This is a genomic window from Paenibacillus sp. FSL H3-0333, assembly GCF_038002805.1.
Lineage (GTDB): Bacteria > Bacillota > Bacilli > Paenibacillales > Paenibacillaceae > Paenibacillus_AQ > Paenibacillus_AQ silagei.
This window is the reverse complement of the sequence record NZ_JBBODG010000001.1, coordinates 1,369,376-1,388,888: the sequence shown is the minus strand read 5'-3', so window position 1 is coordinate 1,388,888 and position 19,513 is coordinate 1,369,376. Positions and strand designations below refer to the sequence as shown.

24 protein-coding genes, 2 tRNA genes and 2 rRNA genes are annotated in these 19,513 nt (G+C 49.8%); 2 read left to right on the top strand and 26 right to left on the bottom strand.

The features are described 5' to 3' along the window. Positions 1 to 100 precede the first annotated feature (100 nt). The 6 genes from MHH78_RS06230 to MHH78_RS06205 all read right to left on the bottom strand — a co-directional run bounded on the left by MHH78_RS06230 (position 101) and on the right by MHH78_RS06205 (position 3,556). Positions 101 to 176: transfer RNA gene (locus MHH78_RS06230), tRNA-Ala, on the bottom strand. A gap of 28 nt (positions 177 to 204) precedes the next feature. Then, a tRNA-Ile gene (locus MHH78_RS06225) sits at positions 205 to 281 on the bottom strand. 47 nt (positions 282 to 328) lie between these two features. After that, positions 329 to 445 (bottom strand): 5S ribosomal RNA (gene rrf / locus MHH78_RS06220). A 124-nt stretch (positions 446 to 569) separates the two neighbouring features. Beyond that, positions 570 to 2,130, bottom strand: a 16S ribosomal RNA gene (locus MHH78_RS06215). A gap of 347 nt (positions 2,131 to 2,477) precedes the next feature. Then, on the bottom strand, positions 2,478 to 2,708 hold the full coding sequence (locus MHH78_RS06210) for a hypothetical protein (protein ID WP_036692450.1): 231 nt from the start codon (positions 2,706 to 2,708) through the stop codon (positions 2,478 to 2,480). Between the two features lie 236 nt (positions 2,709 to 2,944). After that, the gene (locus MHH78_RS06205) at positions 2,945 to 3,556 is read right to left on the bottom strand and encodes a stage II sporulation protein M (RefSeq protein WP_341166896.1); all 612 of its coding nucleotides are present in this window, start codon (positions 3,554 to 3,556) and stop codon (positions 2,945 to 2,947) included. 133 nt (positions 3,557 to 3,689) lie between these two features. Here MHH78_RS06205 and pdaB point away from each other — a divergent pair, with 133 nt between their 5' ends. Further along, on the top strand, positions 3,690 to 4,493 hold the full coding sequence (gene pdaB / locus MHH78_RS06200; RefSeq protein ID WP_036721768.1) for a polysaccharide deacetylase family sporulation protein PdaB: 804 nt from the start codon (positions 3,690 to 3,692) through the stop codon (positions 4,491 to 4,493). A gap of 21 nt (positions 4,494 to 4,514) precedes the next feature. Here pdaB and MHH78_RS06195 read toward each other — a convergent pair whose 3' ends face one another. Together MHH78_RS06195 and MHH78_RS06190 are read right to left on the bottom strand one after the other, a co-directional pair. Further along, positions 4,515 to 5,336, bottom strand: coding sequence for a PPK2 family polyphosphate kinase (locus MHH78_RS06195; RefSeq protein WP_036721770.1), 822 nt, complete (start codon positions 5,334 to 5,336; stop codon positions 4,515 to 4,517). 134 nt (positions 5,337 to 5,470) lie between these two features. Then, entirely contained in the window at positions 5,471 to 6,061 is a 591-nt protein-coding gene (locus tag MHH78_RS06190; protein WP_076081762.1) for a KinB-signaling pathway activation protein, read from the bottom strand. Positions 6,062 to 6,188: 127 nt separating this feature from the next. Between MHH78_RS06190 and gerD the strand changes: the two genes are divergently transcribed. Further along, positions 6,189 to 6,896 carry a spore germination lipoprotein GerD gene (gerD, locus tag MHH78_RS06185; protein ID WP_341166895.1) on the top strand — a complete coding sequence of 236 codons (708 nt, stop codon included), beginning with the start codon at positions 6,189 to 6,191 and terminating at the stop codon, positions 6,894 to 6,896. Between the two features lie 71 nt (positions 6,897 to 6,967). Here gerD and MHH78_RS06180 read toward each other — a convergent pair whose 3' ends face one another. The 18 genes from MHH78_RS06180 to rplO form a co-directional block, all read right to left on the bottom strand. Then, positions 6,968 to 8,077 (bottom strand): Mrp/NBP35 family ATP-binding protein, encoded by a 1,110-nt coding sequence (locus MHH78_RS06180; RefSeq protein WP_341170289.1) that lies wholly within the window; start codon positions 8,075 to 8,077, stop codon positions 6,968 to 6,970. A gap of 95 nt (positions 8,078 to 8,172) precedes the next feature. Continuing rightward, on the bottom strand, positions 8,173 to 8,919 hold the full coding sequence (gene cwlD, locus MHH78_RS06175) for an N-acetylmuramoyl-L-alanine amidase CwlD (RefSeq protein ID WP_341166894.1): 747 nt from the start codon (positions 8,917 to 8,919) through the stop codon (positions 8,173 to 8,175). Positions 8,920 to 9,004: 85 nt separating this feature from the next. After that, positions 9,005 to 10,180, bottom strand: coding sequence for a sulfate adenylyltransferase (gene sat / locus MHH78_RS06170; protein WP_341166893.1), 1,176 nt, complete (start codon positions 10,178 to 10,180; stop codon positions 9,005 to 9,007). A 127-nt stretch (positions 10,181 to 10,307) separates the two neighbouring features. Further along, entirely contained in the window at positions 10,308 to 11,000 is a 693-nt protein-coding gene (locus tag MHH78_RS06165; protein ID WP_341166892.1) for a phosphoadenylyl-sulfate reductase, read from the bottom strand. A gap of 216 nt (positions 11,001 to 11,216) precedes the next feature. Continuing rightward, the gene (gene rpsI / locus MHH78_RS06160) at positions 11,217 to 11,609 is read right to left on the bottom strand and encodes a 30S ribosomal protein S9 (protein ID WP_036692433.1); all 393 of its coding nucleotides are present in this window, start codon (positions 11,607 to 11,609) and stop codon (positions 11,217 to 11,219) included. 20 nt (positions 11,610 to 11,629) lie between these two features. Beyond that, the gene (gene rplM / locus MHH78_RS06155) at positions 11,630 to 12,067 is read right to left on the bottom strand and encodes a 50S ribosomal protein L13 (protein ID WP_036721811.1); all 438 of its coding nucleotides are present in this window, start codon (positions 12,065 to 12,067) and stop codon (positions 11,630 to 11,632) included. Positions 12,068 to 12,298: 231 nt separating this feature from the next. Beyond that, a complete protein-coding gene (gene truA, locus MHH78_RS06150; protein ID WP_341166891.1) occupies positions 12,299 to 13,078 on the bottom strand; it encodes a tRNA pseudouridine(38-40) synthase TruA in 780 nt (259 codons plus the stop codon). 179 nt (positions 13,079 to 13,257) lie between these two features. Further along, the gene (gene rplQ / locus MHH78_RS06145) at positions 13,258 to 13,623 is read right to left on the bottom strand and encodes a 50S ribosomal protein L17 (RefSeq protein WP_019908254.1); all 366 of its coding nucleotides are present in this window, start codon (positions 13,621 to 13,623) and stop codon (positions 13,258 to 13,260) included. 42 nt (positions 13,624 to 13,665) lie between these two features. Further along, complete coding sequence (locus MHH78_RS06140) at positions 13,666 to 14,610, bottom strand: DNA-directed RNA polymerase subunit alpha (protein ID WP_036692422.1); 945 nt, start codon at positions 14,608 to 14,610, stop codon at positions 13,666 to 13,668. A gap of 131 nt (positions 14,611 to 14,741) precedes the next feature. After that, a complete protein-coding gene (gene rpsK / locus MHH78_RS06135) occupies positions 14,742 to 15,137 on the bottom strand; it encodes a 30S ribosomal protein S11 (protein WP_020427052.1) in 396 nt (131 codons plus the stop codon). A gap of 19 nt (positions 15,138 to 15,156) precedes the next feature. Next, on the bottom strand, positions 15,157 to 15,525 hold the full coding sequence (gene rpsM, locus MHH78_RS06130) for a 30S ribosomal protein S13 (protein ID WP_036721817.1): 369 nt from the start codon (positions 15,523 to 15,525) through the stop codon (positions 15,157 to 15,159). Between the two features lie 19 nt (positions 15,526 to 15,544). After that, a complete protein-coding gene (gene rpmJ, locus MHH78_RS06125) occupies positions 15,545 to 15,658 on the bottom strand; it encodes a 50S ribosomal protein L36 (protein ID WP_003322638.1) in 114 nt (37 codons plus the stop codon). A gap of 53 nt (positions 15,659 to 15,711) precedes the next feature. Then, on the bottom strand, positions 15,712 to 15,927 hold the full coding sequence (gene infA, locus MHH78_RS06120) for a translation initiation factor IF-1 (RefSeq protein WP_018753971.1): 216 nt from the start codon (positions 15,925 to 15,927) through the stop codon (positions 15,712 to 15,714). A 2-nt stretch (positions 15,928 to 15,929) separates the two neighbouring features. Beyond that, complete coding sequence (locus MHH78_RS06115; RefSeq protein ID WP_036721819.1) at positions 15,930 to 16,238, bottom strand: KOW domain-containing RNA-binding protein; 309 nt, start codon at positions 16,236 to 16,238, stop codon at positions 15,930 to 15,932. An 11-nt stretch (positions 16,239 to 16,249) separates the two neighbouring features. Further along, positions 16,250 to 17,002 (bottom strand): type I methionyl aminopeptidase, encoded by a 753-nt coding sequence (gene map, locus MHH78_RS06110; RefSeq protein ID WP_036721822.1) that lies wholly within the window; start codon positions 17,000 to 17,002, stop codon positions 16,250 to 16,252. A gap of 4 nt (positions 17,003 to 17,006) precedes the next feature. Next, the gene (locus tag MHH78_RS06105) at positions 17,007 to 17,651 is read right to left on the bottom strand and encodes an adenylate kinase (protein WP_036721823.1); all 645 of its coding nucleotides are present in this window, start codon (positions 17,649 to 17,651) and stop codon (positions 17,007 to 17,009) included. A gap of 98 nt (positions 17,652 to 17,749) precedes the next feature. Continuing rightward, the gene (gene secY, locus MHH78_RS06100; RefSeq protein WP_036721825.1) at positions 17,750 to 19,048 is read right to left on the bottom strand and encodes a preprotein translocase subunit SecY; all 1,299 of its coding nucleotides are present in this window, start codon (positions 19,046 to 19,048) and stop codon (positions 17,750 to 17,752) included. Continuing rightward, a complete protein-coding gene (gene rplO / locus MHH78_RS06095) occupies positions 19,048 to 19,488 on the bottom strand; it encodes a 50S ribosomal protein L15 (RefSeq protein ID WP_036692409.1) in 441 nt (146 codons plus the stop codon). The genes secY and rplO overlap by 1 nt, the downstream gene beginning before the upstream one ends. Positions 19,489 to 19,513: the final 25 nt, after the last annotated feature.

Below are 19,513 nucleotides of genomic sequence, written 5' to 3'. Positions count from 1 at the left end.
TACACAAGTTCAGCTTAAAGGAATGTTCTAAAACGCAAATTCGTTTCGGTATCCAGTTTTCAAGGATCAAGTTGTTGCATATACTGTTGTAAAGAATAATTGGTGGAGCCAAGCGGGATCGAACCGCTGACCTCCTGCTTGCAAGGCAGGCGCTCTCCCAGCTGAGCTATGGCCCCAAAGTAAGTATTCAATTGAAGTGTTATATGGTGGGCCTTGGTGGACTCGAACCACCGACCTCACCCTTATCAGAGGTGCGCTCTAACCAACTGAGCTAAAAGCCCATATAACAAAACTTGCAGTAGTGAAGCAATCAATGAATTGATTGTTCGCTTGGCGGCGTCCTACTCTCCCAGGACCCTTCGGTCCAAGTACCATCGGCGCTGGAGGGCTTAACGGTCGTGTTCGGGATGGGTACGTGTGGAACCCCTCCGCTATCGCCACCAAACGCATACGAAAGAGACTTGCTCTTTCAAAACTGAACACGAGTGAGTGTCCGAACCCGAAGGTTCTATTGTGGAAGCAAAGCTTCCGATTTGAATGTCTTCATTGCAGAAGACGATTCTCCATAGAAAGGAGGTGATCCAGCCGCACCTTCCGATACGGCTACCTTGTTACGACTTCACCCCAATCATCTACCCCACCTTCGGCGGCTGGCTCCCTTGCGGGTTACCCCACCGACTTCGGGTGTTGTAAACTCTCGTGGTGTGACGGGCGGTGTGTACAAGACCCGGGAACGTATTCACCGCGGCATGCTGATCCGCGATTACTAGCAATTCCGACTTCATGCAGGCGAGTTGCAGCCTGCAATCCGAACTGAGACCGGCTTTGCTGGGATTGGCTCCACCTCGCGGCTTCGCTTCCCGTTGTACCGGCCATTGTAGTACGTGTGTAGCCCAGGTCATAAGGGGCATGATGATTTGACGTCATCCCCACCTTCCTCCGGTTTGTCACCGGCAGTCACTCTAGAGTGCCCAGCTCAACCTGCTGGCAACTAAAGTCAAGGGTTGCGCTCGTTGCGGGACTTAACCCAACATCTCACGACACGAGCTGACGACAACCATGCACCACCTGTCTCAACTTTCCCCGAAGGGCACCTGATGCATCTCTGCTTCGTTAGTTGGATGTCAAGACCTGGTAAGGTTCTTCGCGTTGCTTCGAATTAAACCACATACTCCACTGCTTGTGCGGGTCCCCGTCAATTCCTTTGAGTTTCAGTCTTGCGACCGTACTCCCCAGGCGGAGTGCTTACTGTGTTAACTTCGGCACCAAGGGTATCGAAACCCCTAACACCTAGCACTCATCGTTTACGGCGTGGACTACCAGGGTATCTAATCCTGTTTGCTCCCCACGCTTTCGCGCCTCAGCGTCAGTTACAGCCCAGAAAGTCGCCTTCGCCACTGGTGTTCCTCCACATATCTACGCATTTCACCGCTACACGTGGAATTCCACTTTCCTCTTCTGTACTCAAGTCACCCAGTTTCCAGTGCGACCTCAGGTTGAGCCCAAGGTTTAAACACCAGACTTAAATAACCGCCTGCGCGCGCTTTACGCCCAATAATTCCGGACAACGCTTGCCCCCTACGTATTACCGCGGCTGCTGGCACGTAGTTAGCCGGGGCTTTCTTCTCAGGTACCGTCACTCCGGTAGCAGTTACTCTACCGGACGTTCTTCCCTGGCAACAGAGCTTTACGATCCGAAAACCTTCATCACTCACGCGGCATTGCTCCGTCAGGCTTGCGCCCATTGCGGAAGATTCCCTACTGCTGCCTCCCGTAGGAGTCTGGGCCGTGTCTCAGTCCCAGTGTGGCCGTTCACCCTCTCAGGTCGGCTACGCATCGTCGCCTTGGTGGGCCGTTACCCCACCAACTAGCTAATGCGCCGCAGGCCCATCCCCAAGCAGCAGATTGCTCCGCCTTTCATTCTTCTCTCAGGAGAAAAAAGAAATTATCCGGTATTAGCTACCGTTTCCGGTAGTTATCCCAGGCTTGAGGGCAGGTTGCCTACGTGTTACTCACCCGTCCGCCGCTAAGTTTGAAAGGAAGCAAGCTTCCTTTCAAACTCCGCTCGACTTGCATGTATTAGGCATGCCGCCAGCGTTCGTCCTGAGCCAGGATCAAACTCTCCAAATTGGTATTTAGAAAGAGCGATTGCTCATTTTGAAACATCTGACGAGAATTTACATTCTCATTTTTGGATCTCACCGAAGTGATTTCCCACTCACTCGTTGTTCAGTTTTCAAAGATCAATGTCTCATTTTAGCTCTTCACCGCATCTCAGCGGCGACCTTCATAATATATCATAGTGTTTCGTTGTTTGGCAAGCTTTTTTTTGAAAAAGTTATTTTTCATTATTTCTTGCCTGCGTCTTCTCTTTAAACATTCAAAAGGAGCGCGAGATATAATGTATCATGTCGGCTCCCTTTTCGTCAAGCTATTCCATTCATTTTATTTATTCCGGTTATCAGCCCGCTCCAATACTAGTGCTTGAACTGAGAAGAACGTCCACCCCACGCATACTTAGACAGCTCTTTCTGTGGAGCAAATCGTGCATACATACGGAAAACTGTTTTATATCGATTGGCAATCGCATGCCTAATGTTCTGATCTAAACGCTGGTCACTCATATCCAGCAGCATCTCATCCAGCTCTTTACGCAAAACATAGTCCAGCTCCTTGCATTCCTTCTCATTGAATAACATCCCTAACATATGCTTGGCCTCCTTCATGAAATTCATAGTTATCCAAAATCATCAAACGCCATTTCATCTCAATCAAAAAGCCATTTGATGTGGGAAGCTCTATTGAAGTGCTTACACTAAATTAACCGGAGTATTGAACCTATAACCAATATCATAAGAAAATTCCATTTTAGGACTCCCTATATTCAACCTGGCAGGAGATCCAAATGTTCCGGCTTTACTGTTATGCACAATTCCCCAGAATTTTATGATAAAAGCCAAAATGTAATTGTGCTCTCGATGATTGCTGCAACAAATAACAAAATCACAATCCAGACTGAAGCGGTGAAGGTCTGCCGCATAAAGGCCTGCCAGTTCACTGGCTCTTCCCCGCTCCGCTTCATCGCTCCAAAGAGTGCAGAGAGCACCTTACTGCCGAACTTTAGCCCAAAGGCGCAGGCAATGATGATAGCCGGAATCTCAATGATGCCATGCGGCAGCAGTCCTTTTACAATCAGCGTGAACAGATCCTGTCCCTGTATCGCGGACAAATGAATCAGATAGCCGATAACCGCACCGTTGATGAGCAGGAAGAATGCCGGCAAGAGGCCGAATAAGGCGCCCAGATAAATGATGACTACGCTTTTGATACTATTGTTCAGAAAAATGAATACAAAAAAGCTCCACTGCGGATTGGACGACTCTCTAAGGTTCCCGCTAATCTTACTGATCCCCTTCAATTGCTCATTCAGCAGCTGCTGAAGACTACCTGTGCCGAGCCAGCCCAAGATTCCCCCCGCTATGAACAGGATTGTGGCCATTAGGAGCGCGGTGCGAATTGTCCTTAGATCCTTGATAAATGTATTAAAAGATAACATGCGTACCTCCTGATTTGGATTCTGCCGAATTGCATTTCGTATGGATTGATTCATATCTGAGGTCATAAGCGCCCTGTACGAGCATACATTTAGAACAAACAAGCATTTCGCATGGGAGAGGAGCGCTGACATTATGAATTCTTTTTATGTATTTAGCGGCAAAAAGATCAAACGGTTCCTGTACATTTTTGCTGCTGCGCTTCTTACCGCCGGCGTTGTCTATGTGGAGAGGGGCAATATCACCGTATTCTCTGAAGCTGCCCCTTCTGCCATTTACAGTGTGCCGACGGAAAAGAAGCTGATCGCCTTGACCTTCGATATCAGCTGGGGAGAGAAACGGCCTGAGCCGATTCTGAAGGTGCTGGAAGACAAGAAGGTGGATAAAGCGACATTCTTCCTATCCTCACCTTGGAGCAAAACCCATCCTGAAATCGTAACAAGCATCAAAGACGCCGGGTTCGAGATTGGCAGCCACGGTCACAAGCATGTGAACTACAGTACGCTAAGCAATGATGAAATCCGCACGCAGATCAGTACTGCCCATACAGTATTGACGGAGCTAACCGGTTCTCAGCCCAACCTGATCAGAATGCCTAACGGTGATTTTGACAAAAGAGTCCTGCAGGTGGCCACCGATCTCGGCTATAAAGTCATTCAATGGGACACGGACTCACTGGACTGGAAGAACATCGGTGTGGATAACATCGTTAACCGTGTAACGAGCAAAGCCCATCCCGGGGATATTGTGCTGCTGCATGCCAGCGACTCCTGTAAACAAACGCATGAAGCCTTGCCTCAGATTATTGATAAGCTGCGCAGCCAGGGGTATGAGTTCGTAACCGTCTCTGAGCTAATCAGCCAAAGCAGTGCAAACGGTAAGGAAGTCCGCGATTCCGCCTTGCTGAATAATGGCCTGGAAGACGCTGCAGGAATGTAACTCCCTTACCTGTGTATGGCATCAGTGACGCGGTGAGATCAGCTGAGAGATATCAGGCGTCGGTGTATTCAGCTTCGGGTAACTCAGGTCAAGCCCCTCCAGCGTTTTGACCACAATCTTCAGCGCCAGATAGTTGCGGTACCAGCGGTGATTCGCCGGAATCCAGTACCATGGAGCCTTATCTATACTGCTCTCCTGGAAAACATCCTCATACGCCTTTTGATAATCGTCCCAGTATTCGCGTTCCTGCAGATCACTGGCATCGAATTTCCAGTGCTTCGCCGGATCTTCAAGCCGCTCCTTAATCTTCTCCAGCTGCTTCTCCTTGGAGATATGCAGAAAGAGCTTAATGACCGTCGTTCCCTCTTCCGCCAGCATCTCCTCGAACTGGCGGATGTAGCGGAACCGCCGCTTGGCATCCTCCTTGCTAAGACTGCCATGCACGCGGGGCACCAGCACATCCTCATAATGCGAACGGTTGAATGCGGCAATATAGCCTTTGGGCGGGGTCTTCATATGAACTCTCCACAGGAAATCGTGTGCTTCTTCCTCCAGTGAAGGCTTCTTGAAGCTGGTGACGATGAACCCCTGCGGATTAATGCCGGAGAAGATGTGTTTGACGGTTCCGTCCTTACCGCTTGAATCCATTCCTTGCAGGATCACTAGCAGCGAATGCTTTTTCTGTGCAAAAAGGATATCCTGCAGCTTGACCAGCCGTTCCTTCAGCTTCTCCATTTTGGCTTCGGCTTCTTCTTTGGATTTGAAGTCTCCCCGTTCATCAGGATCGAGGTCCTTCAGGCGTGTTTCACTTGTGTCTTTTATCATATAGCGCTTGATGTTCATATATTCCCTCCTCCACTCTGTTCTTTAAGATTAACCTCTTCATCTTCATTCTAACCGCTCCCCACAGGCAATGCCAAAACCCCGCCTCCCTGGTTGTATACAGAGGGGCGGGGTTTTGAGCATGATTGCTATGGTCAGATTGTGGCCGGCTTCAGTACACGGTGCAGCATCAGAATCTGGAAGGCATTACAGGCGATAAGCGGTACAAGAATAAAGATGGTGGCGCTGTCCACGCCGATCCGCAGCACACCGATAATCTCCACTATAGTGATGGCTGTCATGAAAAAAAAGGTCGGGACCCAGGCTGACGCGTTCGTGCTGCGCATTTTGAGCCAAGATACAATAAGTGCAGTGAACAGAATAGCCACGCCTAGCGTCAAATCCGTCCGGGCGCTCTGGTCTCCGCTGACAAAGGTGCGCAGGAACATCAGCTCAAACAACGCCAGCACGGCCAGCACCAGCTGTATGTAACGCCACGCCTTGCGCGGGAACACCCCAATGCCCGTATAGTTGAGGATCAGATATGCAAAAAATCCGAGCTGGGCGTATACGCTTACAAGCACTCCGTAGCCCAAAAGAATCAGGGAGTACAGGAGAAGATCGGCAGTGCCTTTAAATTGTATACCGCCATTCCCTATCTGCAGAGCAAGTCCGGCAATGACAGCCCCGCCTGCACCGATCAAAAGCGTGGTCCAGAACAAATAAAACCATTTTCTCAAGCTCAGCGCTTCCACCTCCCCGTGTCAGATTTATTTTACCAAGGTTACCGTCAAAAAACCATTCCGCTTCAACATAAATGTGCCTTGGCGCGGCATACTACAATCAGTAATTCTATAAAGGAGGGCAGCGCCAATGAAATGGAGGGCTATCTGGTCTGGAGGCTTGGCACTTGGCTTGATAATCACCTTGACGGCCTGCGGGGGCGAACAGAGCAGTTCTTCTTCGGGACAAGGCGGATATAAGGAAATGAAGACGATGGTTGTCGATATATTGAAAAGTGATGAAGGGAAAAAGGCTGTAGAGGAGGCCTTGTCTACTCCAAGCTCAGAAGAGGGCAGTGCCGTCAGCGGCTTAAGCATGAAGATGATGCCTATGCAAACCACGGAGCAGATCCGGCTCGCTGTCAAGGATACCCTCACCGCGCCGGAGTATCAGAAGGAAATTGAAAAAATTATGACTGATCCGCAGTTTGCCGGCGATTTCGCCAAAGCGATTAATAAACAGAGCAAGGAACTTCATCTTCAATTGATCAAGGACCCCACTTATCAGAAGTCGGTTGGCGAAATTATGAAGTCGCCGGAAATGGCGAAAATGTTCCTCGATCTTACGAAGACTCCGGATTACCGCAAGCAGTCCATGACGATTATGCAGGAGGCTATGCAGAACCCGCTATTCCGAATGGAAGTACTTACGCTTCTCAAATCCGTGGTCCAGGATGAACTGCAGCCTAAGGTTGAGAAAAAGGATGGTGGTAAAGGCGAAGGCAGCGGCGGGGAGGACAAGCAGGGCGGCGACAGCCAGAAGCAGGAAGGCGGAGACGATTCCGGTTCGGGTTCTTAAACAAATAAGGCCTTGCCCCGTTGATGGGACATGGCCTTATTTGTTTAGGTGCGTGCAAGGTCAAAGGGTGATTATTGCTCGTACTTGGCAATCAGCTTGTCTGCAATGTCTGCGAACAATACTCCGGTAGCCGTATCCGCCTTATATACTGACGGTGAGAAGTCCGGCTCGGAAATATGGTTGTCCGGAGCACCCAGCGGCACCTGGGCCAGCAGTTCTGTGTGCAGCGTTTCCGCCAGACGGGCTCCGCCGCCTCTGCCGAAGATGTAATCCTTTTTGCCGCAGGAGGAGCATTCGTAGTACGCCATATTCTCAATGACGCCAAGAATCTCATGCTCAGTCTGCAGAGCCATAGAGCCTGCTCTCGCCGCCACAAAGGCAGCTGTAGCATGAGGGGTAGTGACAATGATCTCCTTGCTGTGCGGCAGCATCTGGTGGACATCAAGGGCCACATCGCCCGTACCCGGAGGCAGATCCAGCAGCAGGTAATCCAGTTCCCCCCAGCCGACATCGGCGAAGAACTGGCGCAGCATTTTGCCAAGCATCGGTCCTCTCCAGATCACCGGACTATTCTCCCGGATAAAGAAGCCCATCGACATGACCTTGACGCCGAAGCGTTCTACCGGAATAATCGTTCCTTCTTCCACGATCGGCCCTTCTTCAATACCCATCATGTCCGGGATACTGAAGCCGTAAATATCTGCATCGATCAGGCCCACTCTCTTGCCCTTACGGGCCAGCGCCACCGCCAGATTCACGGTTACTGTTGATTTCCCGACCCCGCCCTTGCCGCTGGCGATCGCGATGAAGTTCACACCGGAGTTCTCATTGATCAGCTCATGTCCCTCAAGACCCGCTGCGTGTCCTTTGAGCTTCCCCTCTTGATCTGTATCCGGCTCGTCCCCGCTGCCCTCTCCGCGAAGCATAGCCCGTTCATAATCGGTGGCATCACGCAGGCGGATATGAATCTGTTCTGCCCCGCCCTCCGTAAGCAGGTCGCGTACCTGCTGCTCCAGCTCCATCCGCTTCTTCTCATCCGACTCCAGACATACGATGGATAACGAAATACGGTCTTCCTTGATCATGATATCGCGGATTAACTGTAGTTCGATCAGGCTTTTTCCGGATTCCGGGTCTGTAAGCGGCTGTAAAAGTTCCTGAATTTGTTCCCTGGTCTGCATGGAAAGCACCTCTGTTCCTATCCGGCGGTAAGCCCCGGTATTTGTACCCATTATAGCATTACCCCCGGAGGGAAGAGTAGTCCCACCCTATGCCGCTATCGCTGCTCGGAGCTGTACCGCAGGATGCCCCGGTAGATGCTGGTTGCCACCTTCCGCTGGTACAGATCATCTCCAAGGAGCAAGGACTCCTGAGGATGTGACAGGAAGCCTACCTCAACGAGCACGGACGGCATCTTTAACACTTTTAACAAATAAATGGTATTCGCTGTCTTCGCCACGCGGTCCGTATTCTCAAGTGTAGCTCTCAGCTCATCCTGAACCAGCCCGGCCAAGGCCTTGTTCCTCTCGCTGCTTGGATAATAGAAGGTCTGCGCCCCGCTCCAGCGGTTGGAGGGAATACTGTTCATATGTACGCTGACAAACAGATCGGCGCCCTTCTCTTCAATGCTCCGCACCCGCTGCTTCAGATCCTCCGTCTTGCGTCTTGCGTACCCCTTGGTGCTGCCCTGGGCCAGATCATAATCGCCTTCACGGGTCATCACCACAATCGCCCCAGCCTGCTGCAGATAATCGCGCAAGTACAGCGACACAGAGAGATTGATATCCTTCTCAATCAGGCCTGAGCGGCTCACCGCTCCCCCGTCCGGTCCCCCATGACCTGCATCAATGGCAATCACCTTGCCGGAGAGCGGCAGGCTCCAATAATTGACCGTCTTGGCAGTCGGCATGTCGTAGGCGATGATTCCGATCATTATCGTGAGCAGCACAGCGCCCAGGATACCTTTTTTGATGCTGCGCCAAGAGATCCAGACCGAGACTTTATGCTTCTGCCCTCCAGACATAACAAAGACCCCCTCGTCCCGATAGATTCTACTCATCTATATGGGACAAGAGGGCCAAATAGTACTGGCTATGCTCCCTATTCGATTAGGACTTCAAAGCGGCTTCCGGTGACATGCCTTCAATCAGGATCTGCGCCACTTCCGGGCGGGTGAACTCTGGAGGCGGGCACTGGCCGTCACGCAGCAATGCACGCACCTTCGTACCGGAGAGCGTCAAGTGCTGGTCAGACGGATGCGGGCAGGTTTTGCTGGAGGCCATATTGCCGCACTTCACGCAGAAGAAGCTGTGCTCGAAGAACAAAGGCGTGATGCCCAGTTCCTCGGCGGTGAAGTTCGCAAAGATCTCCTGCGCTTCATACGTGCCGTAATAATCACCAACACCCGCGTGATCACGCCCGACAATAAAGTGTGTACAGCCGTAATTCTTGCGCACCATGGCATGGAAAATGGCTTCACGGGGGCCCGCATAACGCATCGCTGCCGGGAAGACGCCAAGGAAGGTACGGTTCTCCGGATAATAATTCTCCAGTAAGGCCAGATAACTCTTCATCCGCACGTTGGCCGGAACATCATCCGACTTGGTCTCACCAACCAGGGGATTGAGGAACAGAGCGTCCACAACCTCCATAGCGCATTTTTGGATATACTCATGGGCACGATGTACCGGGTTACGCGTCTGGAAGCCTACAACCGTTCTCCAGCCCTTATCGGCGAAGATCCGGCGGGTTTCGGCGGGGTCAAAATAGAATTCAGCGAACTTCTCCGGCTGCGGACGGTTGAGTACCGTTATTGGTCCGCCTACATAGGTTGTCGGGCGGGACAATAGTTTGCTGACTCCAGGATGCTCCGGATCAGTGGTTTTGAATACATTGTGCGCCTCCACCTGCTGATCTACTGCGTAGATGCTCTCGATATCCAGTAGACCGTAGACAACACCGTCGTCTTCACCGATTAGAGAAACCCTGTCGCCTGTCTTAAGAGTTGCTGCAAGCTCGTCACCGACAGCCAGCGTAACCGGTATACTCCATACGGTTCCGTTAGCTAGGCGCATATTGCTTACTACCGAGTGATAATCCTCTTCGTTCAGAAATCCGGTGAGCGGCGAGAAGGCCCCTACGCCAATTAGATCCAAGTCAGATAAGGTCCATGTATTGAGGGCAATCGATTGCTGGCCTGAAGCTTGCTTCAGCAGTTCTTCTCTCTCTTCTCCGTCTGCGATGCGCCGGATCAGCGTTCCTCCGTGAGGAAGTATTGAAGTCATCCCTGTTCTCTCCTCCTGTGCAATGCCTGTGTAGTGCTGTATAGAGTGCTGGTAATTTAGTGCGTGCGGGTAAATAAGTTCGGATAAATTAGTGATCATATCTGAGCGATATTTATTTAGGCGTATCTTATTTGTGTAGTCCGCATTCTGTCTTGTCCGAACCAGACCATCTGCCGGCACGCGGATCTTCACCAGGCATAACAGCCCGGGTGCATTGCTCACAGCCGATACTCGGGAAATTGCGGTCATGCAGCGGATTGTAGATCACATCATTCTCGCGGATATAATTCCACACATCCTCCGTAGTCCAGTTGGCAATCGGATTGAACTTGACCAGCCCGAACTTATTATCATATTCTATCTTCTTCGCATTAGCCCGAGTAGGGGCCTGGTCCCGGCGAATCCCGGTAATCCAAGCGTCGTATTGCGAGAGAATACGGGTCAGCGGTTCAACCTTGCGGATCGCACAGCACTGGTTCGGGTCAGTGTTCCACAGCGCCTCTCCATACTGCTGGGCCTGCTCCTCCACCGTAATCTGCGGCGATACCCGTACGAACTCCATCCCGTACTTGTCAGCCATAATATCTCTAGTCTCATAGGTTTCCTTGAAATGATAATCCGTATCTAAATAGAACACATCTGTCGAGGGACTCACCTTCTGGATCATATCCACCAGTACTACATCCTCCGCCCCGAAGCTGCAGGCAAAGGTTATATTCGGAAAGGTCTCCACCGCCCAGCGGATAATCTCCTCGGGAGAAGCATTCTCCAGCTCTTCCGCTTTCACTTTGATTAAATCCTCTTTCTCGAGCAGGTTCATCTTAGTTTCCTCCATCCGGATATCGTCAAGATCGAAACCTACGAGGCTAATCCCGACTAATTCTATAAGATATAGTATATCCGTTTATCCGGCGAAGTCAATGGGTTTCGTTCAATTTGGAATAAAGTATTTGTGAATATTAGTATTCTGGAGAAAAACAAAAAAGCTCCCGACCATAAAGGCCAGGAGCTTCCATTCCTTGATAACAAGGGAATCTTAACGTTTCGAGAACTGTGGAGCGCGACGAGCGGCTTTGAGGCCGTATTTCTTACGTTCCTTCATACGTGGGTCACGTGTCAGGAAGCCGGCTTTCTTCAGCGTACCGCGATATTCAGGGTCTACTTTGAGCAATGCACGGGAGATCCCGTGACGGATTGCGCCAGCTTGACCGGAAATGCCGCCACCATGTGCAAGTACGATTACATCGTAGCTGCCCAGAGTTTCAGTCAGGTTCAAAGGTTGTCTTACGATCATCTTCAGTGTTTCAACACCGAAATATTCGTCCATCTCACGTTTGTTAATGACAATGCGTCCTTCACCCGGTACAAGGCGAACACGTGCTACCGAATGTTTACGACGACCTGTCCCATAGTATTGTACTTGTGCCATGAAACTGTCCTCCTTTATTCTTATCCGCGAAGTTCGTAAACTTCAGGTTTTTGTGCTGCATGTGGATGTTCAGCGCCTGCATATACTTTGAGTCTCAGCTTCATGTGATTACCTTGACGAGTCTTAGGAATCATGCCATGAACTGCGAATTCAATCATACGCTCAGGTTTGGTCTTGAGCAGTTCTTCCGCAACGGTAACTTTCAAGCCACCTGGGTGCATCGAGTGACGGTAGTATTTCTTGTTTTGCATTTTCTTACCTGTGAGGTGAATCTTCTCAGCGTTGATAACAATTACGAAATCACCAGTATCAACGTGTGGAGTGAATTGCGGTTTGTGTTTGCCGCGGATCAGGGCAGCGGCTTCGCTTGCCAAACGGCCAAGTGTTTTGCCTTCGGCATCAATGATGTGCCAATTGCGTTCAACTTCGTTCGGCTTCGCCATGTAGGTGGTACGCATGAATGTTTCCTCCTTGTTCTCGTACGAAAATCATCTGTTTCGTATATCTTGTTTCGCGATTGAATTACAATTTAGTGAGTTAAAAAACTTATTTGTTGGCATTTCCTTGATCGGGGCTGTGGGATAGCCATCAAGAAAACACAACTTTTATATTACAGTATAAACATGACAAGCGCAAGCGATTTTTAAACAATCAGTACTTATTTTCATAAAAAATATAGTATCGGCCGTTTAGTCGTCTATCTCGTCATATTCCACACTCCAGAGTGCCAGCCCCTTAGACACAGCCGTAGGTCCGGCCACTGCACGATCACAAGCCGCAAGAATGACAGGCATTCTATCTGCGCTGATTTTACCTTGCCCCACCTGCATCAGCGTGCCCATAATAATGCGTACCATATGCTGCAAAAAGCCACTGCCTGTAATATAGGTATGGATCACTCCCTGGTCAGGAGAGCCCGGGCGGCACATGCTGCGGTCTACTTCAAGATAAGCCTCATAAATGGTCCGCACATGCGAAGTCTTGGTAGACTTCCTGGACGCAAACGAGGTGTAATCATGGGTACCCAGCAGCGCGCTTAGCCCCAGCTCCATCGCAGGAACGTTCAGCTTCATCGGATGATGATGCTGCCAGCGCCGCTGGAACGGGTCCGGGAACCGGTTGCCGTTAATCGTGTACCGGTAGGTTTTACGCTTCGCCCCTCTACGGGAGTGGAACGAGAGCGGAACCTCAGCAGCCTCAGTAACCACGATATCCTGCGGCAGCCTGGCATTCAGCGCCAGACACCAGCGCTCCAGCGGAATCTGTGAGGAGGTTATGAAGTTAAAAGGTTGGCCATAAGCATGCACCCCTGCATCAGTCCGTCCTGAGCCCGTGATTTTGAGCGTCTCACCGGTCAGATGCTGAATAGCATGCTCCAGCTTGTCCTGAATCGTATTGCCCTGAGGCTGGGTCTGAAAGCCATCATAGTGGGTACCGTCATAATTGACTTTCATCAATAGATTGCGCATTTCATTCTCCTGTTGGTCCATATACTTAATTTATTCTCAAAAAAAAGAGCCCCGGCGGGAGCTCCTTCTACTCTATACAAGGTGATTCCCGCGGTTATTTGCACGGCAGGGTACTATGCCCTGCAGTACAATAACGTTAAATACGTAAAGCGTACATCCGGAAATCATGGCTTGTGAAACTACGCGCGGTCTACCAGTTCAAGATAAACCATAGGCGCAGCATCGCCACGGCGAGGTCCCAGCTTCAGGATACGAGTGTATCCGCCTGGACGCTCTGTGTAACGTGGAGCAATGTCAGAGAACAATTTTTGGATTGCATCTTGTTCACCATCTACAGTCTCACGACGAACAAATGCAGCTACTTGACGGCGAGCATGAAGATCGCCCTTTTTCGCTTTAGTGATCAGTTTCTCAGCGATGGAACGAACTTCCTTCGCTTTGGCTTCTGTTGTCTGAATACGTTCGTATAGGAACAGATCCGTTACCATATCGCGGAACAAAGCTTTACGCGCGCTGGAATCACGGCCCAATTTTTGGTATGCCATTTGTTTTCCCTCCTTCACTCAAGTCTCAAGAACTCCGGGGTCCTATTCTTCTGTACGAAGTCCCAAACCAAGTTCCTCAAGCTTCTCTTGAACCTCTTCCAAAGATTTGCGGCCCAGGTTACGAACCTTCATCATATCTTCTTCAGTTTTCGTAGTCAGCTCTTGCACGGTATTAATACCGGCACGTTTGAGGCAGTTGTAGGAACGGACAGAAAGATCAAGCTCCTCGATCGTCATCTCAAGTACTTTTTCTTTTTTGTCTTCTTCTTTTTCAACCATAATTTCGGCGTCTTTCGCTTCATCCGTAAGACCTACGAATAGAACGAGGTGCTCGTTCAAAATTTTGGCTCCAAGGCTAACGGCTTCTTCCGGTCGGATACTGCCATCTGTCCAAATTTCCAGCGTCAACTTGTCGTAGTTAGTCACTTGACCAACACGGGTATTATCAATACCGTAATTCACACGTGAAATAGGAGTGTAGATAGAGTCAACTGGAATTACACCAATTGGCTGATCGTCGCGTTTGTTCCGGTCCGCTTGGACGTAGCCGCGACCACGGCCTGCAAAAATGCGCATGTGCAGTCTCGCGCCAGGTCCCAGCGTTGCAATATGAAGATCCGGGTTCAGGATCTCAACATCGCTGTCCGCACGGATATCACCCGCGGTAACGATGCCTTCTCCTTCAGCATCAATCTCGAACACTTTCTCTTCATCCGAATGAATCTTCAGAGACAGAGCTTTAAGGTTCAGGATGATTTCCGTCACATCTTCCATTACGCCGGGAACGGTCGAGAACTCATGCAGAACGCCGTCAATTTGGACCGAAGTCACTGCGGCTCCCGGAAGGGAGGAAAGCAGGATCCGGCGAAGCGAGTTCCCCAGAGTCGTGCCATATCCACGTTCCAGCGGTTCAACTACGAATTTCCCATAGGTCCCATCATCATTGGCTTCTACGGTCTCAATCTTCGGCTTTTCGATTTCTATCACGAGTGTACCCCTCCTTCAAACGTCGCTCCTATATGAAACAGTCACCCCATCAGGTGTATCATGTAGTATGCCTAAACACCTATTATTAGCAGATGCGTCAGAATTATACCACAATCACAATTCTGATTGTACTAAACGCGGCGACGCTTCGGCGGACGGCATCCATTGTGAGGAACTGGAGTAACGTCTTTAATGAGGTTTACTTCAAGACCAGCGGCCTGAAGGGAACGGATGGCTGCTTCGCGGCCCGCGCCCGGTCCTTTAACCATAACTTCAACGGACTTCATGCCGTGTTCCATAGCTGCCTTAGCAGCTGTTTCGGCTGCCATTTGCGCTGCAAATGGAGTCGATTTACGGGAACCTTTGAATCCTTGACCGCCGGAGCTTGCCCAGGAAATTGCATTTCCGTGGGGATCCGTGATCGTAACGATAGTGTTATTGAACGTGGAACGGATATGTGCCACGCCAGACTCGATATTTTTCCGGTCGCGACGTTTCGTACGTACGACTTTTTTCGGTTTAGCCATTGTCTCTTATCACCTCTTCTTATTTCTTTTTGTTTGCTACAGTACGACGCGGGCCTTTACGGGTACGAGCATTGGTTTTGGTACGTTGACCGCGAACAGGCAATCCACGACGGTGACGAACACCGCGGTAACAGCCGATCTCAGTAAGACGCTTAATATTCAAGGAAATTTCACGACGAAGGTCACCTTCAACCTTAACCTCTTTGTCGATCGTTTCACGCAGTTTGCTGACTTCATCTTCCGTCAAATCACGGACACGTGTGTTAACGTCAATGCCTGTTTCATTAAGAATTTTCTGGGAAGTCGTTTTACCGATTCCGAAAATATAAGTCAAGGCGATCTCAACGCGCTTATCACGTGGCAAATCCACTCCAGCTATACGAGCCATTTTACGCTACACCCCCTTCTTAACCTTGTTTTTGTTTGTGTTTCGGATTTTCGCAAATTACCATAACAGTCCCTTTGCGGCGGATGACTTTGCATTTTTCGCAAATGGGCTTTACAGAAGGTCTTACCTTCATGTTAATTACCTCCTCAAAGTTTTGCGAAGCAAAACTTTTGTTGTAGTTCCCATCTATTTACGGTAAGTTATACGGCCTTTTGATAAATCATAAGGCGATAACTGCACGACCACTTTGTCTCCGGTTAGGATACGGATAAAGTGCATCCGCAATTTCCCGGACACATGGGCAAGTATTTGATGACCGTTCTCAAGCTCAACCTTAAAAGTTGCGTTAGGCAACGGCTCAATAACCGTTCCTTCTACCTCAATGACGTCTTCCTTAGCCACAGTTAGTCTCCTTTCTCATTAGCACTTTTTCCAGCGGGCTGGCCATACTTCATCACTGCAAACCGCAGCTTTCCGTTGGTGACCCGGCCGGTTTCTTCCAAACTGTCTACAATCTCACTGCTGATGAAGGGTATGAGCTCCAGATGCTGAATATTCTTCTTCTTTGGGCTGTCAAACTTACGTTTGTCCCCATCAGCAATATATACAAATCTGCTATCCACAACTGCGATAACAACGGCAGCCTCTCCGGCATCCTTGCCTTTGAGGATTCTCACGATTTGACCAACCTGCGGGCTGCTCCCAGTATTCACGTGAAGATCACCTACGCATTCAGTTTTGTGAAAATTTCCATGCCGTCCGGTGTAACTGCTACTGTATGCTCGAAGTGAGCGCACAGTGAACCGTCTACCGTAACGACCGTCCAGTTATCATCCAGCGTTCTGACATAACGTTCTCCAGCGTTAACCATCGGCTCAATGGCGAGTACCATACCCGGCTTCAGACGTGGTCCGCGGTCCGCTATGCCATAGTTCGGAATTTGCGGTTCTTCATGCAGTTCTGCCCCAATGCCATGACCAACATACTCGCGGACAACGGAGAATCCGGCGTCTTCAATGTATGACTGAATGGCATGGGAGATTGTAAACAAGCGCACATCCGGTTTGACTAACGCCAGTCCAGCGTACAGGGAGCCTTCCGTGACGTCCAGCAGACGCTGAGCCTCTTCGGAGATGCTGCCCACCCCGTATGTCCAGGCGGAATCACCGTGATAACCACGGTACTCTGCACCGATATCCAGCGTAACGATGTCGCCTTCTACCAGTTTGCGTTTCCCTGGAAATCCGTGCACCAATTGTTCGTTGACTGAAGCGCAAATGCTGGCAGGAAAACCGTTGTAGCCTTTGAAAGACGGCACAGCACCCTGACTGCGAATGTACCCATCGGCGATTCTGTCGAGCTCACCGGTAGTAATGCCTGGCTGGATAGCTTCAGCAATAAGACGGTGACTCTCGGCAACAATTCGACCAGCTTCCCTCATAAAGACAAGTTCCTGTTCGGATTTGCAAATGATCATTACATTAACCCCGCAGCATAGATACGATTTCAGAAGAAACGACATTGATTTCGTTTTCTCCGTTGACCTGACGCACAAGACCTTTATCGTCATAAAATGCAAGCAGCGGCGCTGTCTTGTTATCGTACTCATCCAGACGCTTGCCTACACTTTCTTCGTTGTCATCCGGACGCTGATACAATTCTCCGCCATCAATGTCGCAGACGCCTTCTTGCTTCGGCGGGTTGAAAATTAAATGGTAGGATGTTCCGCATACTGAGCAGATCCGGCGTCCGGTAAGACGCGCCATCAGCAGTCCGCGGTCCACATTCAAGTTGACAACGTGATCCAGTGAAGTTCCAAGCCGGCTGAGGATTTCTCCCAGCGCTTCCGCTTGCGAAAGGGTTCTTGGAAAGCCATCCAATAAAAAACCTTTTTCGCAATCGGACTGCTGCAGCCGTTCTTCGACGATTCCAATAGTCACATCATCAGGTACAAGCAACCCTTGATCAATATAAGATTTGGCCTTAAGTCCAACCGGTGTGCCTTGCTTAATAGCCAAGCGGAATGCATCACCAGTCGAAATATGAGGAATACCCAACTCTTTTACAACAACAGCGGCTTGTGTTCCCTTGCCTGCCCCAGGAGGGCCCATGAATAAAATGTTCACGATTCTCTTCTCCCCCCGAAAGTTCGCCACCAAGCAAGAAACAGCACAATAGGTACCGGGAAGTTTAAAGCCTTAGGTACTTCTCCGGAACCTATCGCCTATTTATTGATGAAGCCTTTGTAATGGCGTTTGATCAATTGGCTCTCGATCTGCTTCATGGTATCCAGTGCAACACCGATAACGATAAGCAGTGCCGTACCACCAATCTGCACTTGCTTCGGTAACCCGGACAACGATCCAAATAATACTGGCAGTACAGAGATTAATGACAGGAAGAGCGCACCGGACATGGTCAGACGCGACATAACTCTAGTCAGATATTTCTCAGTAGCCTTACCTGGACGTATACCTGGAATGTATCCGCCATTCTTTTTCATATTGTCAGCCATTTGCTGCGGGTTCATCTGGACAAACGTATAGAAGAACGTGAATCCGATGATCATGACTACATACAGCAGCATGCCGAGCGGCTTGGTATGATCCAGATTGGCCGAGACCCATTTAGCCCAAGCGTGGGTGGACCAGAAGCTCGATAAAACGACCGGGAATTGAAGCAGTGAAACGGCGAAGATAACAGGAATTACACCAGCCGCATTAATTTTAAGCGGAATGTGCGTATTCTGTCCACCGTACATTTTGTTACCGACTACGCGCTTGGCATATTGTACAGGGATTTTACGGATACCTTGTTGAACAAAGATCACCCCGACAATAATCGCAACAACCACGATCAGTACAATAACGACTTTAAGAATATTCAGGAACATCTGACCCGGCTGAATGAAGCTTGATTGCGCCGTAGTGGTGATATATCCCGGAAAGGCGGCGACGATTCCCGCAAAAATCAGGATCGAAATCCCGTTTCCTATACCCTTTTCAGTGATCTGCTCACCTAACCACATCAAGAACGATGTACCCGCCGTCAATATGATCGCAATAAGCAGGTAATCCGCAAAGGTTGCATTTGGAATCATCTCAGTGCCATAAATCCGGTTAAACCCGATAGATGTGGCAAACGCTTGGATCAAACCTAGCACTACTGTGCCGTAACGCGTAATTTGCGCCAGCTGCTTTTTCCCGTGTTCCCCTTGCTTAGCCCATTCGGCAAACTTAGGGACAACATCCATCGAAAGCAATTGAACGATGATGGATGCTGTGATATACGGGTAAATGCTGATCGCAAAAATCGAGAAGTTTTTGAGCGCTCCGCCCGAGAAGGTGTTCAAAAGACCCATCAAAGCGTCTCCGCCCTGATTTGTTGATTCCAGTACTTCTTTGTTCACACCGGGAACCGGTACAAACGAACCGATGCGGTAAATGATCAGAACGAACAGGGTAAACAGGATCTTTTTGCGCAAATCTTCAACATGCCATATATTCTTAAGCGTCTTGAACATTAGATCACCTCGGTTTTACCGCCGGCAGCTTCGATTTTCTCTACCGCAGATTGAGAGAACTTATTTGCTTTGACAGTCAATTTAACAGCCAGTTCACCATTGCCGAGAATCTTGATACCGCTCTTAGTGTTGCTGACAACACCAGTTTCAAGCAAAAGCTCAGGAGTTACTTCTGTTCCTTCTGCAAAGCTATTCAGATCTTCCAGGTTCACAATCGCGTACTCTTTACGGGTAGGATTGACGAAACCACGTTTAGGCAGACGACGATAGAGTGGGTTTTGTCCACCCTCGAAGCCTGGACGTACACCACCGCCGGAACGGGAGTTTTGACCTTTGTGTCCACGGCCCGAAGTTTTACCGTTACCGCTACTTGGTCCACGACCAACGCGGTTGCGTTCTTTCCGTGATCCAGGAGCTGGAGCAAGTTCATGTAACTTCATCGTTTGCACCTCCTTATGTTTGTTA

Excerpts from the sequence above, each read along its gene's own strand:
- MHH78_RS06210 (WP_036692450.1), bottom strand. The coding sequence starts at position 2,708 with ATGTTAGGGATGTTATTCAATGAGAAGGAATGCAAGGAGCTGGACTAT.
- MHH78_RS06205 (WP_341166896.1), bottom strand. The coding sequence starts at position 3,556 with ATGTTATCTTTTAATACATTTATCAAGGATCTAAGGACAATTCGCACC.
- pdaB (WP_036721768.1), top strand. The coding sequence starts at position 3,690 with ATGAATTCTTTTTATGTATTTAGCGGCAAAAAGATCAAACGGTTCCTG.
- MHH78_RS06195 (WP_036721770.1), bottom strand. The coding sequence starts at position 5,336 with ATGAACATCAAGCGCTATATGATAAAAGACACAAGTGAAACACGCCTG.
- gerD (WP_341166895.1), top strand. The coding sequence starts at position 6,189 with ATGAAATGGAGGGCTATCTGGTCTGGAGGCTTGGCACTTGGCTTGATA.
- MHH78_RS06180 (WP_341170289.1), bottom strand. The coding sequence starts at position 8,077 with ATGCAGACCAGGGAACAAATTCAGGAACTTTTACAGCCGCTTACAGAC.
- cwlD (WP_341166894.1), bottom strand. The coding sequence starts at position 8,919 with ATGTCTGGAGGGCAGAAGCATAAAGTCTCGGTCTGGATCTCTTGGCGC.
- sat (WP_341166893.1), bottom strand. The coding sequence starts at position 10,180 with ATGACTTCAATACTTCCTCACGGAGGAACGCTGATCCGGCGCATCGCA.
- MHH78_RS06165 (WP_341166892.1), bottom strand. The coding sequence starts at position 11,000 with ATGAACCTGCTCGAGAAAGAGGATTTAATCAAAGTGAAAGCGGAAGAG.
- rpsI (WP_036692433.1), bottom strand. The coding sequence starts at position 11,609 with ATGGCACAAGTACAATACTATGGGACAGGTCGTCGTAAACATTCGGTA.
- rplM (WP_036721811.1), bottom strand. The coding sequence starts at position 12,067 with ATGCGTACCACCTACATGGCGAAGCCGAACGAAGTTGAACGCAATTGG.
- truA (WP_341166891.1), bottom strand. The coding sequence starts at position 13,078 with ATGCGCAATCTATTGATGAAAGTCAATTATGACGGTACCCACTATGAT.
- rplQ (WP_019908254.1), bottom strand. The coding sequence starts at position 13,623 with ATGGCATACCAAAAATTGGGCCGTGATTCCAGCGCGCGTAAAGCTTTG.
- rpsK (WP_020427052.1), bottom strand. The coding sequence starts at position 15,137 with ATGGCTAAACCGAAAAAAGTCGTACGTACGAAACGTCGCGACCGGAAA.
- rpsM (WP_036721817.1), bottom strand. The coding sequence starts at position 15,525 with ATGGCTCGTATAGCTGGAGTGGATTTGCCACGTGATAAGCGCGTTGAG.
- rpmJ (WP_003322638.1), bottom strand. The coding sequence starts at position 15,658 with ATGAAGGTAAGACCTTCTGTAAAGCCCATTTGCGAAAAATGCAAAGTC.
- map (WP_036721822.1), bottom strand. The coding sequence starts at position 17,002 with ATGATCATTTGCAAATCCGAACAGGAACTTGTCTTTATGAGGGAAGCT.
- secY (WP_036721825.1), bottom strand. The coding sequence starts at position 19,048 with ATGTTCAAGACGCTTAAGAATATATGGCATGTTGAAGATTTGCGCAAA.
- rplO (WP_036692409.1), bottom strand. The coding sequence starts at position 19,488 with ATGAAGTTACATGAACTTGCTCCAGCTCCTGGATCACGGAAAGAACGC.